This window comes from Bacillus sp. AFS037270 (assembly GCF_002585305.1).
The window spans coordinates 69,977-85,682 of record NZ_NUNF01000028.1 but is presented as its reverse complement, the minus strand read 5'-3'; the positions used below and the strand labels follow the sequence as shown (position 1 = coordinate 85,682).

Genomic DNA, 15,706 nt, shown 5'->3' with positions numbered 1-15,706 from the left:
TTTCTCTATATTAATATTCAATCGTAATGATTGGGGTTCCAACTACTATGGTAGTTTTACTGCCCAATCCTTCGGAGCGTAAGCCAATTTGTATATTCATGTTATGCAATTTATGATCTATGGAGCCTGTAAAAATTGGCGATGATGCCGAAACAGACATGAAATTCTCCTCTTTTAACGCTTCGATCTCTCTCGCATTAAAACCTGACATGATCCTGTCAGCTTTCTTTGCCAAAGCCGTATCAATCTTATCACTGAAAACGCCTTTCATACAAGAGAAAACTGTAGGTTTGCCTCGAAATATGTCAGAAAGCCTATTCCGGAACGTTTTGGTAGTGAAAAAGCCCTCTGTCGTCTTGTTCCACTCGTTTCCACGAACACTATATACTATATACGCATCTACAGTTTGTTTTGTGTGGGAAGACATCAATTGAAGCGTTTCTTGGTGGTGTTTTGATGTTGGAGATACTGCTGTCACTTGCCACTTCTGGCTGGTGTTCGTTACAGACCATTTCCAATCCGGAAACTTCTGCTGAAGCTTTTTCGCATATTCCTGCACTTCCTCAACACTTTTCATGCCCGTCACATGTTCACGTGCATAAAAAGACCAATCATCGAGCAAAATATGTTCGGCTTGCAAAACAGAGCCTATTTTAGCTAAATCATCGGCGCCTTTTGGAAGAATTAACGAGTCGCTGCCGGTACCCTTCTCCGCTTTTAAAAGATTAGAGCCAAAACGGCCTATCTCTTCAAGTGAGAAAAATCCTTTTCCGGCTGTCTGCCCGCCCATGGCTTCAGTTGTTCGGTTTCCCATCGCAACAAGAATGAAACATACAATCGTAATTATATATAAAAAGTTCATTAAATGTCTTTTCATTTCTCTACTCCCCCTTACTACCATTGTTGCCAGGCAGCCAGAGAGCAATACTTTCGAAATGTCGTCACTTTTTGACAAAGATGAACTTTTTTGGGACATACTTATCTTTCCACATAAACTCGATTGTACTCAAAATATCACCAATTGGGAACATGCAAGAAGACCTAAATTTTTTCCAATTTTGTCGAAGGAAGCAAAGGGACGGTTCTCATGCTTCCGATTCCACTTACTCCCGTATGATTTCCTCGCGTCTGCTATTGCAAAATCAAGGGCAGCTGTTTTGACCATTGGAGGTAATCAAGGAAAAAGTTACTAACAGATGAACCGATAAAAATAGCTAATAATATGTATAGTAATCGCGCCTGGAACACATGGTTCGGCTTCAACAGCTTCTCTAAGCGAATGGCCTGCAGTGCATACCAAGCAATCGCAATAAAGACGATATGTGACAGGATACTAACAAGCGCTATTTGTCCAAGATCATCCATCGAACGGTCCTCCTTTTTTAGGTCCAATGAATATTCTATCATATAGACGAGTGAAAACCAGAAAAGATTCACCGATTGGAAATTTTAGTAATTTTCAGAATATAGAAAGGGTTTTCAAACAAACTATTGCCCGCCTAAACCGTAATCCTCATTAGAAGACCATTGTTTAAACAGGCAATTCGAAATTATATTTCATTCCACACCCGGTCTATATTTAATGGAACAAATACTCTGTCCCCCTGAATCTCCTTGTGAATGATCGGATTCTCAAAATACTCCTCCAAACTGCGTTTCTTACTTCTTTTATGTCTTACTATTCGGTGGACACCTAATAATGTTTCTAAACTTTGCTTCGAAAATTTCATCTTCCTCACCTCATTATTTTTATAAAACCGATAGGAAACCTTAGCTTCCTATCGATTTCTTCTATATTATGCTGATTTTGATGCCACGACGATGACCTTGCCATGGTCCAATTCTTCTTCATATCGTTCTGCATCGTTACTAGTTAACCCCAGTGACTCTAATTTGGAGCGGAGTTCATCTCCCCGCGTCCGGAATACATTTGCGATAGAATCGAGGACGCCTTGTTCCTGAACACTAATATCATTAATATCCAGTGAATCAGTTAAATCCTCAGAGCGGTTTCGATCATGTGCCAACAGGTAAATTTCTTCTTTTGTATAGCCTTGCATGATCAACTGTTCAATTTCCTTCTTTGCTTGTACACCATTTTCAACGATTCTAACTGTTTCCATATCGTTTCCTCCTTTTTTCAACTTATGTTACGTATATAACCGCTCTAACTAAATTGAAACCTATTTTTCTAAAAATCTACTAAGTTTAGGAACCATTTCAATGTGGGTATATAGAAAACACCTATTATTAGTGGAGGTGCATATATGAAGAAATTAATTTGTAGAAATTGCGGGAACGAAGAGTTTAAGGTTCTAAATGTAGGCGAAACATTATGCAAGTGTGGACGGAGATTAACCAAACTAAGTGATTACCAATGGGAAAATTCACAAAAATGGAAGGAAGATCAAAGACGCCGCGCTGAAATCATTTCAAAAATCAGTCTGTTGAAGCGGGAAATTGACCAATGCCTTGATGAACGGGATGAAGAAGGCTTTAAAAAGCGAACGTTTGAATTAAAGCTTTGTCATCATTTCTTAGACAACGCACTGCATGATTCCCAGCAGCGCTACAAGAAGCACATCAAGCAAAATCAAAATAAGTTTAGTTTTTAAGTTTAATTGTCGAAACTCGCGGGTATTTAATTAGCATAACTCAATGAATAAATGAAAAATAGAAAGGAGACATTTTCATGGGATTTATTTGGTCATTAATTATTGGAGGAATCATCGGTTGGTTAGCTGGACTTATTCTTGGACGTGACGTACCAGGAGGAATTATCGGTAATATTATTGCAGGATTTATAGGAGCATGGCTTGGATCATTGATATTAGGCGGATGGGGGCCAGTGATTGGCGGATTCTATATCCTCCCTGCCTTAATCGGTGCGATTGTCCTCGTGTTTGTCTTAAGTCTTATCCTTAAAGGGATGAGAAAAACTGCATAACCAAAAGGAATTAGTGAAGACTGCCTTACCGGCGGTCTTTTTATTTTGATTGTAGGTCATTGATTTCCCGTTTTACCTTGGTTCTCCTTTTTGCGGGCAATGAACTGCCTTTTCATTTACCCTTACTGCTCGTTTTTCCTTCTTCCGGGCAATGAACCGCCCCCTCATTTCCTCTTTCTGCTCGTTTCTCCTTCTTCCGGGCAATGAACCGCCCCCTCATTTACCCAAAAACCTTTTTCCACTTTGGTAGGTAATGAATCCTACTCCTAAAAAAAAGGTACCCGCCGCAGCGAATACCCCCTACAATACCCCAGAAAACAACCTAGCAAATGATTCCTTCCATTTAACCGCCAAGCCTCTTTTATAAAACTCTACTGGACGGATTCGATGGCACTCCTTCAGGTCCTCTTCGTAATGGGCGACAAGATCATTAATCGAGTCCGTTCCCGTTAAAAATAAATTCACCTCAAAATTCAAATGAAAGCTCCGCATATCCACATTGGCTGTACCAATCGAGGCCAAATCGCCATCAACGATAATCACCTTTTTATGGAGAAAGCCCTTTTGGTAGGAATAAATCTCAATGCCCGCCCGCAAGAGTTCCGGGAAATACGATTGCGTCGCATATTGAGTCAGGAAACCATCATTGGTGTCAGGCACCATTAAGCGCACCTGTATGTTGTTTTGTGCGGCGATTCTAAGAGCGGTTTGGATGGCCTGGTTGGGTATGAAGTACGGGGTGGCTATCCAAATCGATTTTGTGGCGCAGCTGATCATTGAATAGTAATGGTCGCTCATATCCCGTGTCTCCGGACCTGTTGCGACGACGTGCACCAATCCATCACCTGGCACTGGTATCGGTCTTAGATAGCGTTCTTGTTCAAAAAGGATTTCACCACAGGCGTACTTCCAATCTAGCAAAAACACTGCATGAAGAGTTTGAACAGCCTCCCCTTCAAGCACGACATGACTGTCACACCAAAAGCCGAAGTCATCGTCTTCACCAAGGTATTCGATACCCACGTTTAGTCCGCCGACAAAACCTACTTTTCCATCAATGACAATGATTTTGCGATGGTTGCGGAAGTTAAACTTCTGATTGTACCAGCCTCTATTTAGCGGTAAAAAAGGCTGAACGTTGATGCCAGCCTCCTCCATTTTCTTAACAATCGGTTTTGAAAGAAAGAAGCTGCCGACCGCGTCGTACAGCAGCCTCACCTCGACGCCCTCCTCTACTTTCGCCTTTAAAATATCGATTAGTTCCTGGCCAAGTCGGTCATAGCGAAAAATATAATATTCCAGATGAATAAAGTCCTGTGCCTCTACTAACCGCCGTTTAATCTCCTGAAAGGTATCAGCGCCGTTTCGTAGGATCTTGGTTTTCGTATTCTGGTTTTGGTCGGTTAAGGTTACCTTCTCCAAATAGCTGGCAAAACTACGCTGGTGATTATTCAGATTGGATAAGTCCAACTTTTTTTGTTTTTTCCCTAGGACTTCCAGCAACTCTCGGTCACTCATCCGCTTGCTTTTAAAAAGCTCCCCTTTGACTAGCAATTGCCCAGAGTACACATAAAAGATATAGCCTAAGATCGGCAGCAATAGTAATATGTATGTCCATAAGAGTGTCGTTTGGGCAGGGCGATTTTCTAGCCACAAGGCTATGACCGTGTAAAAAATAATCACAGCATAAAGTGTCAAGCACAGTGCCTTCCACCAAAAAGGAACATCCATAAAAAGGACTAAATAGCCAAAGGCTATCATCATGGCTGCAAAAAGCCATTCAAAGCGTTTGATTTTCATGACCGCGATCACCCTTTTTTTCCTATGGAATACCCTTTTCCTAGGCTTATCAAACAAAAACGCCTGCCCCATGGACGGGGCAGGCATTTATATCTTTCGGTAAATCTTCTCTTGTGGATTAAACTCCTGGTATTTCAGACTTTTTGGCACAAACAGAATCGACTCTTTACTGCCGAAACCAACGAAGCCTCCCTCAGCCAAGCTGCTATGAATCAGGTGATGAACTTGCTGCTGAAGCTCGTTATCAAAATATATCATCACATTTCGGCATAAAATCACGTGAAATTCATTAAACGAGCCGTCCGTGACCAGGTTATGCTGCGCGAAAAACAAGTTCTCCTCGAGGCTTGGGTTGAAATAAGCATACTGGTGGTCGGTCGTATAGTACTCCGAGAAAGCCTTCTTCCCACCTGCTTTCAGATAGTTTTTTGTATACTGCTGCATTTTCTTTAGAGGAAATGCCCCCTCTTTAGCGGCATACAATGCTTTTTCATTCATATCGGTGGCATAGATTTTCGTTTTTTTCGCCAATCCCTCTTCCATCATCAGAATTGCCATCGAGTAAACCTCCTCACCTGTGGCACAGCCAGCATGCCAGATGCGGATTTCTGGAAGATCCTTCAAAATCGGCACGACTTGGCTGCGGAAAGCAGCAAAGAAGCTAGGGTCACGGTACATTTCTGTCATCCGGATTGACAAATCATTTAACAAGCGCTCCAAATAACCTTTTTCGTGCAGAACTTTTTCCAAGAGGGCAGTAATCGTTGGTAACCGCTCCGCTTTCATGCGGTTTAGAATCCTTCTTCTTAAGGAAGCCCGTACGTACCCTCTAAAATCGTACCCATACATTTGATAAAGTCCTTCAAGGAGCACGTTGATTTCAACTTCCTGCAATTCGTTGGTAGGTTCTTCTTTTTCTGTCAAAAATTCAATCGTCGTGTCGTTGTTCACTCCTGGTTCACCTGCTCTGTCAGCCATACCCGCATCAACGAGAAAAGCTGATCGATATTCAATGGTTTCATAATATAATCAGAAGCACCGGCTTCCATACACTTATCACGTTCACCCTTCATCGCCTTGGCCGTTAACGCAATGATCGGCAGATTGTGCATTCCAAGATCCTCACGAATGATCTTCATTGCCTCATAACCACCCATAACCGGCATCATGATATCCATAAAAACAAGGTCATAATCGGACCGGTTTTGCAGCATATCTAATGCCTGCTTACCGTTTTGCGCAACGTTAACGGTCACACCCTTCCGCTCTAAGGCCGAAACTAGAGCAAATACATTGCGGCCATCATCTTCAACTAGAAGGACTTTTTTCCCTCTAAACAATTGCTTATCAGAGTATTCCTCTTCGGCTTGGCCATCCTTCGGCTCCTCGCTTATCCATGCCGGTTCCTCGATTACTTCACTAGCAGCGGCGGCTTCCTCCAGCGCCAGTTGGGCATCAAGAGGCAAGGATTCCTCCACATCCAATCTGCTCGGAATATAAAGCGTAAACGTGCTTCCTTTCTGAGGTTCGCTCTGAAGTTCGATTGCCCCGCCAAGCAGACGGGTGAATTCACGGCAAATCGATAAGCCAAGACCCGTGCCGCCATATTGCCGGTTTGTCGTCCCGTCCACCTGCTGGAAAGCATCAAAGATAATTTGCTGTTTATCCTGTGGAATACCGATTCCTGTATCGGTCACGGAAATCGCAAGGACAGGTTCCCTCGTTTGTTTATCGAGTACCCGTTGTGCTTTTTCCGGAAGAGCGAGCTCAATTTGAAGCGTAACGCCTCCCTGCTCAGTGAATTTAAACGCATTTGATAAAAGGTTCTTTAATATTTGCTGCAATCGTTGTCCATCGGTCGAGATCACCGGTGGTACATTTGAATCCGTTATGATGTCAAACTGTAAATTCTTTTTCTCTGCTACTGGGTTGAACAAATTCCGCATTGTCTGTGGAATCTCGGTAACGTTGACTTCATCTGTTAAAATTTCAATTTTCCCTGCTTCGATCTTCGATAAATCAAGGATATCATCAATCAGCCGCAGCAAATCTGCTCCGGAAGTGTTGACGACCCGTGCGTATTCGGCCACTTCCTCCGCGTCCATATCTTCATTACTCTCCATTAGCATTTGCGACAAAATAAGAATACTGTTTAATGGTGTCCGGAGTTCATGCGACATGTTTGCAAGGAAATCGGTTTTATATTGTGAACTCATCTGCAATTTCAAGGAATAATCCTCTAGCTCGTCCTTCGCTTTTTTGAGTTCCATCGCCCGCTGCTCCGCATATTCCTTCTGTTCTTCCAAATATTCATTCGAGAGCCGCAATTGTTCTTGCTGCATTTGTAATTCTTCCGATTGTGCCTGCAGTTCTTCTGATTGTGCCTGTAATTCTTCGGTTAGGACCTGCGATTCCGCTAGGAGCCTTTCCACTTCCATACGTCCTGCTACACTTGACATTGATGAGCCAAATTTGTCCTGAAGTAAATCCAGCAGGGTCAGATGTTGTGAATCGAACGGCTGAAGCGCGGCAAACTCTACTACTGCTTCTACTCGATTTTCAAATAGGATGGGAGCAATTAATAGATTACGTGGGTTCGACGCGCCTAATCCAGTTGTTATTTTAAAATGATTATCAGGTATTTGATCAATGAGAAAAATTCTTTTATCAAGGGCTGCCTGACCAATGATTCCCTCGCCTAGACGAAAACGCGTCTTGACAATGTCGTCATCCGTGATGGAATAACCGGCTACTTTTACAAAGTCAATCTCGCCGCCTTGTTCACGGCGAAGATAGACGACCCCATATGTTGCTTGAAGCAATGGCGCAAGTTTGCAAATAAACAATCGGGTCAGTTCATTGGTATCGGTGATGCCTTGATATAAAGTGGAAATGTCCGCCAGACTTTTTTGTACCCAGTTGTGCTTTTCGAGACTACTGAGCAAGTCGTTCATCGCCTCAGCCAGTTCCCGCGACTCGTCGCGTGTGTTCACTTTTATCCGTGCCGTCAGATCGACATTGGAATTTGAGTCTGTTATTCCTTTTATCGTTGTTATTACCTGTTTTATGGTTTTAACAATCGAGTTCGATAAGATCACAGCGATGGCAATCGTAAAGGCTGTTACTAAAATAATGAGTACGTATAAAATTAACTTTAGATTGTTCGTATGTTCATTGAGCTGATTGATTCGTTCCGTTGTCAATTTTTTTTCCGTGGCAAGAAAGGAATCAAACTGCGTACGCAGTTGGTCCGTGATTTTTTTTCCTTTATTTTGAGCGAAATGCTGTCTTAATAATTTGGTATTATTGTTCTTTTTGGCATTGATCGTATATTCGCCGGAATTTGTAATCCAGTTTAGTATTAACGGTTTCATCTCTTCCAAATTTCGCTGTTGGCTTCCGTTATCTGCCAACAGGGCATGTAGTTTATTGTAATTATCCTGCCAGCTTCGGCTCCCTTGTTCATACGGTTCCAGATACTGCTCATCTCCCGTTATGACGTAACCCCTCATGCCGGTTTCCATATCCAGCACATTTTTTTGAATCTGATTGGCCAGGTCGTGTATTTCTATATCGTGTTCGGCAACAAAGTCTATCTCATCCTGCAAATCTGTCATTCTATTAATTACGGTTAATAGTGACAGAACCAAGCAAAGTAAGATCGTTAGGTATCCGATAATAATTTTTGCATGGATGTTGAAGTTAAAGCCCTTAATAGTAACCGCCCCCCTAATCAATATATTCTTATTCTAACCTGTAAAATTCTAGGTTTCACCAATTTTTTACCATTTTGATACTATAGTAATAGTTTTATTTCCAGTCCATTTATCCTACTTCTATTACCCCCTTTTTAAATTTTTTAAACCTCTTTTTTTAAAATTATTAGTGTTTCGTTTGATTGAGAGACGGGTACTACATTGTTATCACACAATCTTGGAGGGATAAAAAGATGGCGAAAACAAAAGAAAAAGTTAAAGTAACAGAGGTACTAAACCAACAGGTAGCAAACTTCTCCGTTCTTTATATGAAGCTGCATCATTATCACTGGTATGTGAAGGGGGAAAACTTTTTCACCCTTCATGTTAAGTTTCAAGAGTTGTATACGGAAGCAGGGCTGCATCTGGATACGATTGCGGAAAGAATGTTGTCACTTGGCGCGTTACCAACTGCGACTCTTAAGGAGCAGTTAGAACTTTCTTCGATTAAGGAAGCTAGTGGGGATGAAACAGCTCAAGAAATGGTTCAGGCGTTGGCTGATGATTTTGATAATGTCTGCAAGGAGCTTACTGAAGGGATTACGGCATCAGAGGACAATGATGATCAGCCGACGGCGGATATGTTTATTGCGATTCGGACTTCATTAGAGAAGCATGGCTGGATGTTGAAGGCTTATTTAGCAGAATAAGAATAAAAAGGGTGCAACGGTAAGTGCAAGCCGGCACCCCTTCTTAATTGTTGGACCCAAACTAGATAGCTATTTTTAAAGGGCACTATGAATCTCCCATAGTGCCCGCTCTGATTATTTTTTCCCGCTCACGGGCACTATCATCCTCTCATAATGCCCATACGGAACATTTTCTCCTGCTCACGGGCATTATCAATCTCTCATAATGCCCGTCCTAATCTTTTTCCCACGCTCACGGGCACTATCATCCTCTCATAATGCCCATACGAATCATTTTCTCCTGCTCACGGGCATTATCAATCTCTCATAATGCCCGTCCTAATCTTTTTTCCACGCTCACGGGCACTATCATCCTGTTCAAATTCTTTTTTCCCGCTCACAACCCGTTTGTCGAGACCATCACCAAACACATATCATCCTTCGCATCCTGCAGCATCTCCGAACTCAGCTGCAGCCGTTCAAATAACTCCTTTGGATCATCCATCCCCTGCTCTTGCAAACTGCTGACAAGTTTTGAGATGGCATCCTCATATTCCTCCTCAAGCCCCTCCGACAGACCATCTGTAAACAGCAAAATTCGTGCTCCCTTTTTATAAGGAATCACTCCCTTGGTCACATCAATATCCTCAAAAAAGCCAAGTGGACAGCAGCCATTCGCCATCAACTTAACTTCATCATCTACAATCGCAATCCCAGCCGGATGGCCGGCATTCACGTATTCAATCGTCTGCTCAGCTGTATCTAGCACAAAATAAATCGCCGTAAAATAGTAGTTTTCTAGTCTATCAGGCATATGGAGCTGATTCATCCTGCGATTGAGTTCTATCATCACTGCCTCAGGGTCGCCTAAACCTGTAATTGCATCCTTTAACGTCGAATAAATGTACATACAAACAAGCGAAGACGAAATCCCATGTCCCATCATATCAAGCAAAATCACCCCATAACGCCCCGGGCTAATTTGATACCAGGCATACAGATCACCAGCAAGTTCAAAGGAAGGCTTGTAGACAGCTGAAATCGTTACATCCCCCTGTACAATCGGATCACTCAGCATGCTGAGCTGGACCTGTTTGGCCAGGTCTAACTCATGCTGAATCCGCCTATCCCGTTCCTTACGTAAGTCCTTTTCATACTTTAACCGCAGAACAGACCGAATCCGTGCCAGCAGCTCAACCTTATTAATCGGTTTCATCACATAATCAAGTGCACCGGCATCCATGGCCTCCGCCATCTTATAAGAATCCCCCATGGCGGTGACAATAATAATCGGCAAGTCTTCGTACCGCTCATTGGCAAGAATCGTCCGGCAGGCTTCTAGACCATCAATCTCAGGCATCATCAGGTCCATTAAGATTAAATCCACTGGGATTTCCACAGAACTAGACGCATCTAACTGCAGATAATCATATAATTCCCGGGCAGAAGATAACAAAACTAATTGATCATAGCCTGCTTTCTGCAGGATTTTCTCAATAATCATCAAATTAGTTATATTATCATCCACAATAACAATGTTCATAAACATTCCCCTTTTGAAAAAGGTGCCTGACCCAGAATGGGTGTCAGGCACCTTTAATACTATCAAACAATGTTTATCCCTCGATGGGCATTGTTGCAAGTTCCTTGCGCAGCTTTTCAATGGCCTTTTTCTGCAGGCGGGAAACATGCATTTGCGAGATTCCCAATTGCTCTCCAGTTTCTTTTTGACTTTTATTTTCCACAAATGTGCAATGGATAATTTCTTTTTCCCGGTCTGATAAAACATGCAGGGCGCTTTCTAGCAGCAATTTCCGGTCTACTCTTTCAAAACCATCATCAGGAGAACCGAGTATATCCAAGGCCGTTACCACATTCCCCTCCGAACCCGTTTCTATCGGCAAGTCGACGGATGCGGCTTGATAGCTTTTCCCCATTTCCATTGCCTCCAAAACTTCCTCTTCAGATAGTTCCATGTATTCGGCAATTTCATGGATCTTAGGAGACCGCTGGTATTGATTGGTCAGCTCGTCCACTACTGTTTTTAGCTTGGGCCAAACTTCTTTGACGCGTCTCGGCACATGGACGCTCCATGTTTTATCACGTAAAAACCGCTTTATTTCTCCGATTACAGTTGGGATTAAAAAAGATTCAAACGCCCTTCCGGCACCTTGGTCATACCTTCGGATCGCGGCCAATAAGCCAATCATTCCGACTTGCATGATATCTTCATGAAAATCTCGTCCCTTTGAATATTTCCTCGCAAGGCTCCCGACTAAGGCCGTATAATGTTCTACTAAAATCGTTTGGGCTAGGGGGTTTTCATTTTGTTGAAATTCCAATATCAGGGCGTCGATTTCTTCCTTAGTTCGCCTCATGGGTTGTGGCTGCTGTCCCATTATTCTCACGCTCCCCACTTAGATACTTCGCCATGAAGACCGCTACACCTGAATGATTCAAAACACGGACTTCGTCCATGAGTGTTTCAATCAGAAACAGACCTAACCCTCCCTCTGAAAGTTGTTCCACCGTACTTGACTCCGTATAAGGGCCCAGCTCGTTTCTGGTCTTGATAAAATTAAAGCTCACCCCGCTGTCGGCCACCATGATTTCTAGCTTGTCCTCATAGATGCCGAAGCCTAAGGTCACTTCTCCGCCTTCCTCGTCTCCGTACGCGTGTTGAACCGCATTGGTACAGGCTTCACTTACAGCAATTTTAATATCCTCAATTTCCTCGTATGTATAACCCATGCGGCTGGTAATTCCGGATAATGTCAATCGAATCACACCAACATATTCTGGTTTTGCAGGAATTTTCATTTCAATATAATCCATCACTTGTTTCATCGTCCCCCACCCTCTTAATTTGCAGAAATATTCATTATATTCCCCAGGCCTGTTATCTCAAAGAGCCTTTTCAGTCGATCGGATAACTCAATCAGCCTTAATTCACCGCCATTTTCCTTCAATTTTTTAAATAAGCCGACAAACACACCAAGACCGGTACTGTCTAAATAAGAAACGTCCTTGAGATTGATAGTCATGGTTGTATTTTCCCCTTCGGCGAGCGGTAATAATTCCTCTCTAAGGTTTGGTGCTGTAAAAGCATCAATCTCGCCTGCCAGCATCACGGATACTTCCTCGTTTTTCTGATGTACATCTATACTTAGATTCACTCCATCATCACCTCTGAGATATTTATAGTGTATATAACCAAGTTTTAAAAACTCTAAACCTATTTTTTAAAAAAATTTTTTGGTGGGAGCAAGGGGACGGTTCTCATGCTCCGACCTGTTCCCCTTTTTATTATAGCAAATGTTTCAAACTCTATTAAATGGGTATATAAAAGCTACTTATATATAAAGGAGAGAGTGCAATGGATGAAATGAATAAACTAAAGACAAAATTGAAGGTCGAGGGCAATAAAAACGGCTCGATGACACAGGATTTTGATGATGTTAAAAAACTTGGCAAGGAAATGAAGAAAGCCAAAACAGGCTCCGAGCTTGAGAAAGAAGATAACAAAACTCCCGATCCACTTCAATAAAAAGCGGCCATTCAGTACGGCCGCTATTTTTTTCGCCTTATCATCATGTCAAAAGGGGCCTGCACCCATGCCCGAGTGCAAGCCCCCTATTTATGTTAAATATCGATTCCATTGATTAGATTTGTTTATCAATCGGGTCTTCTTGACCATATCGCTGATAAAATTCATCCACCTGCTTTTCAGGATGGGAATCTCCATTCTTTTTTCGTAGTTCTTCATTGCCTTCTTGTTGAAGATCTCGGCCATCACTCTTGGCAATGTTATAACCGGAGAGCTGCTGACCCGGTTCCCCGCGGTCCCGCTGTCCACTTTGGGACCCTTGCCCATTACCCTCTTGTCCGTTCTGATACCGGCCATCATTTTGCCAAGTTTGAGTCTCGCCCGATTGTCCATTTTGCCTAAACTGTTCCTGCCGTTGTTGGTTTCCTTGTTGAGAACTCTGCCTATCCATTAACGGAAGCTCATCGTCTCTATGCCCATACTTTTGCTTTATATCACACTCGTTGTTCCTTGTTGTCTGCTCGTTTTTATAAAGAGCGTCCTCGGTTTTCATACCTGCTTCTTCCATATTCTGAGGTTCTGCATAATTCTTCGCCATGTTTAGTTCCTCCTTTTTATATCCCAAGACTGCTGTTTTTCATCCCTAGTCATTCAACAGGTTTTACCGAACAAGCAACCACATATTTCAACCACCCTCTTTCTTTTCTAAGCTAGACTCTTCATCCTGGTTAGCTTTTTGCTAGCCATGTTAATGTTGTACCACTTAACCTTTATGCTCAAACCCCTTATTTAAAAAACGATCCTTTCTTTTTCCCCTTCAACAGGTCGCCTGTCCAGCCTTTATTTTTTATAAAATAATATAAGAGGGCGGTTGAAATGATGATTAAAGCAATCGAGAAAATATAGCCATACCGCCATTCGAGCTCAGGCATATTTTTAAAGTTCATGCCCCATAATGCCCCAAAAGCCATAATCGGGGTAAAAATGGTCGTCAACACCGTTAAGGTTTTCATAATTTCATTTCCGCGATGGGAGGAGATGACCTCTTCTAAATTGATGAGTGAGTCAATTTCATGTTCATACTCATTAAGCAGCACCATCGCCCGCTCAATCCGTTTGCATGTACACGAGAAAAAATCTCCGTCCTTAATATCGGGGAAATTGACTTCATCTATTGCCATTTTTACCTCGTTGATCGGAATTAACAGGTTTTTGCAAATCAACAATTGATGCCGGCGTTTATAGACAAGTTCAAGGATTCCAATTTCATTTCTTTTTCGAACACTCCATATCAGTGTCTTGAGTGTCTCCTCAAACTGATCAATCTCCACTAGCATTTCATTCATCAGTTCTCCGAGAAAAAGTAAAAAGCCTTCAACTGCATTATTTGTCCGCGCTAATTGGCGATTCAACATGTCCGGATGAATAGAGATGATTTCCAGGTCAGCCGTGATCAATTGATCACATGTTAAAAAGAAATGAAAAATTTTATAATCCTTTTCATCTGTATAGCTCTGTTTATAAATGAGGGAGCCGTTGATAACCTTTTCGCCGTTCTCTAAGCTGGTTACCCGCAAACAATTGGTTTTATCTTTTCCAACCTGATTCAGCCAAGCGGTCATAACAGGGTCCTCTTCGTTGGTGGATGACTGGGTGAGCTTCATCTTATCGCTGTTCCACTCTACCCACTTCCACTGGTTGCTGCCAATATATTTTTCCAAAAGAATCCCTCCTCTTAGACCTTATCCCCGCTTATCTGCAAATTTAAACGTTTCATCTTAAAGGAAGTCGGGTATTAAATAAACTAGGGTAGGTTGTTCAAATCTTAAGGAGGTAATTTAAATGAAACGTGTCTTAAGTATGAGCTCACTATTAGCTGTTGGGGTTGGCGCTTCCGCAGTGTGGCTGAGTAATAAGCCCAATCGGATTAAGGCAGGAACGTTATTAAAAGATTGGAAACGCAAGATTCTGCCAACGGTCTATCAAAAAAGCGAACAGCTTCCGATTCAAAAAGGCGGTCATCCGCATCCACATGATATAGAAGATAACAAAATGGTCGATGAAGGTGCGATGTACTCGGTTCAGTTTTATAATGAGAAAATGCAATAACAGCAGTAGGTTGGGGCTTTTAATGCCCCAACTATTTTTATAAGATAAGAAAGTATAAAAGTTTTTGACTTCGAGAATTGTCCAGCNNCGTCTTGTGCTTGTCGCCGATAGGCGGGCGCCTTGCGCTTTTCTTATGAGGTGATAGCAATGAATCTACTTTTTTTGTTCATCTACATGGTGATTATTATTGCTGTGATTGAAATATTTGTGATTTTATTCCGGTTAACCGGGCTGAAGGTAGAGGTTTCGCGGTTTCAGGTGATTTCGATGATGACAGGGACCGGCTTCACAACTTGGGAATCTGAGCTGATTTTGGGTCATCCGATTCGCCGTAAGCTGGCCACCTTTCTTATTTTGTTCGGCGCCTTTTCCCTTGCCGTGATTATTTCATCGATTAGCCAATTTCTATCAGAGGGTTTGCGCGCAAAGGAAATCTTTATCGCTGCGGGAGCTGTAATCACAGCTTTTGTGGTGTTAAAAACGGAAAGAGTCCGGCGGCGGCTTGCTAATGTTTTTAATCGCGAAATGAAGCAGAACATTGAACTGGCGGATTTACCGGTGCGGGATGTTTTTTTGAAAAATAATGAAGATGTCCTGCTCAATCTTCATATTTATGAGGACTCTACTCTGGTCAATCACACAATTAATGAAGCGGTCAAAGAGCATGAAGAGTTGGAGCTGGTCGTCTTGTTTATTCAGCGCGGTGATGTCAAAATCCGTAAACATTTGTATGACACGAAGCTTCACGAGGGTGATCAGCTTTTGGTATATGGTGTAAAAGAGGTTGTCTTAAAGGTCCTTCACGAGGATATATCCATTATGAAAGAAAACCAAAAGAACCGCGCACTTCCAACAGATAATATACTATGATTATGGAAGCTAAAGGCGGTTCTTTTTCATAATTCCCTAGGTTCTGTAT

20 protein-coding genes are annotated in these 15,706 nt (G+C 42.3%); 6 read left to right on the top strand and 14 right to left on the bottom strand.

The features are described from left to right. Positions 1-10: 10 nt before the first annotated feature. The 4 genes from COD92_RS14280 to COD92_RS14265 form a co-directional block, all read right to left on the bottom strand. Positions 11-877: a YwmB family TATA-box binding protein gene (locus tag COD92_RS14280; RefSeq protein ID WP_255286536.1), complete on the bottom strand. Its 867-nt coding sequence runs from the start codon at positions 875-877 to the stop codon at positions 11-13. 254 nt (positions 878-1,131) lie between these two features. Continuing rightward, positions 1,132-1,365, bottom strand: coding sequence for a DUF1146 family protein (locus COD92_RS14275; RefSeq protein ID WP_098527821.1), 234 nt, complete (start codon positions 1,363-1,365; stop codon positions 1,132-1,134). Positions 1,366-1,550: 185 nt separating this feature from the next. Next, on the bottom strand, positions 1,551-1,730 hold the full coding sequence (locus COD92_RS14270) for a hypothetical protein (RefSeq protein ID WP_098527820.1): 180 nt from the start codon (positions 1,728-1,730) through the stop codon (positions 1,551-1,553). Positions 1,731-1,796: 66 nt separating this feature from the next. Beyond that, positions 1,797-2,123, bottom strand: a complete 327-nt coding sequence (locus COD92_RS14265) for a YflT domain-containing protein (protein WP_098527819.1) — start codon at positions 2,121-2,123, stop codon at positions 1,797-1,799. Positions 2,124-2,267: 144 nt separating this feature from the next. On the opposite strand from COD92_RS14265, the gene COD92_RS14260 reads away from it, so the two are divergent. Together COD92_RS14260 and COD92_RS14255 are read left to right on the top strand one after the other, a co-directional pair. Continuing rightward, positions 2,268-2,615, top strand: coding sequence for an IDEAL domain-containing protein (locus tag COD92_RS14260; RefSeq protein ID WP_098527818.1), 348 nt, complete (start codon positions 2,268-2,270; stop codon positions 2,613-2,615). 77 nt (positions 2,616-2,692) lie between these two features. After that, on the top strand, positions 2,693-2,947 hold the full coding sequence (locus COD92_RS14255) for a GlsB/YeaQ/YmgE family stress response membrane protein (RefSeq protein WP_098527817.1): 255 nt from the start codon (positions 2,693-2,695) through the stop codon (positions 2,945-2,947). Positions 2,948-3,019: 72 nt separating this feature from the next. Here the strand turns inward: COD92_RS14255 and COD92_RS32825 are convergent, their stop codons facing one another. From COD92_RS32825 to COD92_RS14240, 4 genes are all read right to left on the bottom strand, one after another. Further along, positions 3,020-3,151 carry a hypothetical protein gene (locus COD92_RS32825; protein WP_255286535.1) on the bottom strand — a complete coding sequence of 44 codons (132 nt, stop codon included), beginning with the start codon at positions 3,149-3,151 and terminating at the stop codon, positions 3,020-3,022. Positions 3,152-3,247: 96 nt separating this feature from the next. After that, on the bottom strand, positions 3,248-4,747 hold the full coding sequence (gene cls, locus COD92_RS14250) for a cardiolipin synthase (protein ID WP_098527816.1): 1,500 nt from the start codon (positions 4,745-4,747) through the stop codon (positions 3,248-3,250). An 87-nt stretch (positions 4,748-4,834) separates the two neighbouring features. Further along, on the bottom strand, positions 4,835-5,698 hold the full coding sequence (locus COD92_RS14245) for a CheR family methyltransferase (protein WP_255286534.1): 864 nt from the start codon (positions 5,696-5,698) through the stop codon (positions 4,835-4,837). Next, on the bottom strand, positions 5,695-8,484 hold the full coding sequence (locus COD92_RS14240) for a CHASE3 domain-containing protein (protein WP_255286532.1): 2,790 nt from the start codon (positions 8,482-8,484) through the stop codon (positions 5,695-5,697). Before COD92_RS14240 ends, COD92_RS14245 begins: the two co-directional genes overlap by 4 nt. A gap of 212 nt (positions 8,485-8,696) precedes the next feature. Between COD92_RS14240 and COD92_RS14235 the strand changes: the two genes are divergently transcribed. Continuing rightward, on the top strand, positions 8,697-9,152 hold the full coding sequence (locus COD92_RS14235; RefSeq protein WP_098527814.1) for a Dps family protein: 456 nt from the start codon (positions 8,697-8,699) through the stop codon (positions 9,150-9,152). A gap of 376 nt (positions 9,153-9,528) precedes the next feature. Here the strand turns inward: COD92_RS14235 and COD92_RS14230 are convergent, their stop codons facing one another. The 4 genes from COD92_RS14230 to COD92_RS14215 all read right to left on the bottom strand — a co-directional run bounded on the left by COD92_RS14230 (position 9,529) and on the right by COD92_RS14215 (position 12,307). Then, entirely contained in the window at positions 9,529-10,674 is a 1,146-nt protein-coding gene (locus COD92_RS14230) for a PP2C family protein-serine/threonine phosphatase (protein ID WP_098527813.1), read from the bottom strand. Positions 10,675-10,747: 73 nt separating this feature from the next. Then, complete coding sequence (sigB, locus tag COD92_RS14225) at positions 10,748-11,530, bottom strand: RNA polymerase sigma factor SigB (RefSeq protein ID WP_098527812.1); 783 nt, start codon at positions 11,528-11,530, stop codon at positions 10,748-10,750. Further along, on the bottom strand, positions 11,496-11,978 hold the full coding sequence (gene rsbW, locus COD92_RS14220; protein WP_098527811.1) for an anti-sigma B factor RsbW: 483 nt from the start codon (positions 11,976-11,978) through the stop codon (positions 11,496-11,498). Before rsbW ends, sigB begins: the two co-directional genes overlap by 35 nt. Positions 11,979-11,992: 14 nt before the next feature. Beyond that, positions 11,993-12,307 carry an anti-sigma factor antagonist gene (locus COD92_RS14215; RefSeq protein ID WP_098527810.1) on the bottom strand — a complete coding sequence of 105 codons (315 nt, stop codon included), beginning with the start codon at positions 12,305-12,307 and terminating at the stop codon, positions 11,993-11,995. Positions 12,308-12,507: 200 nt separating this feature from the next. Here COD92_RS14215 and COD92_RS31965 point away from each other — a divergent pair, with 200 nt between their 5' ends. Continuing rightward, on the top strand, positions 12,508-12,678 hold the full coding sequence (locus COD92_RS31965; protein ID WP_176541055.1) for a hypothetical protein: 171 nt from the start codon (positions 12,508-12,510) through the stop codon (positions 12,676-12,678). Positions 12,679-12,793: 115 nt separating this feature from the next. Here COD92_RS31965 and COD92_RS14210 read toward each other — a convergent pair whose 3' ends face one another. After that, on the bottom strand, positions 12,794-13,276 hold the full coding sequence (locus tag COD92_RS14210; protein WP_098527809.1) for a hypothetical protein: 483 nt from the start codon (positions 13,274-13,276) through the stop codon (positions 12,794-12,796). Between the two features lie 187 nt (positions 13,277-13,463). Then, positions 13,464-14,399, bottom strand: a complete 936-nt coding sequence (locus COD92_RS14205) for a magnesium transporter CorA family protein (RefSeq protein WP_098527808.1) — start codon at positions 14,397-14,399, stop codon at positions 13,464-13,466. 121 nt (positions 14,400-14,520) lie between these two features. On the opposite strand from COD92_RS14205, the gene COD92_RS14200 reads away from it, so the two are divergent. Next, the gene (locus COD92_RS14200; protein WP_255286531.1) at positions 14,521-14,787 is read left to right on the top strand and encodes a hypothetical protein; all 267 of its coding nucleotides are present in this window, start codon (positions 14,521-14,523) and stop codon (positions 14,785-14,787) included. 147 nt (positions 14,788-14,934) lie between these two features. Further along, a complete protein-coding gene (locus COD92_RS14195; protein ID WP_098527807.1) occupies positions 14,935-15,657 on the top strand; it encodes a TrkA C-terminal domain-containing protein in 723 nt (240 codons plus the stop codon). Positions 15,658-15,706 lie beyond the last annotated feature (49 nt).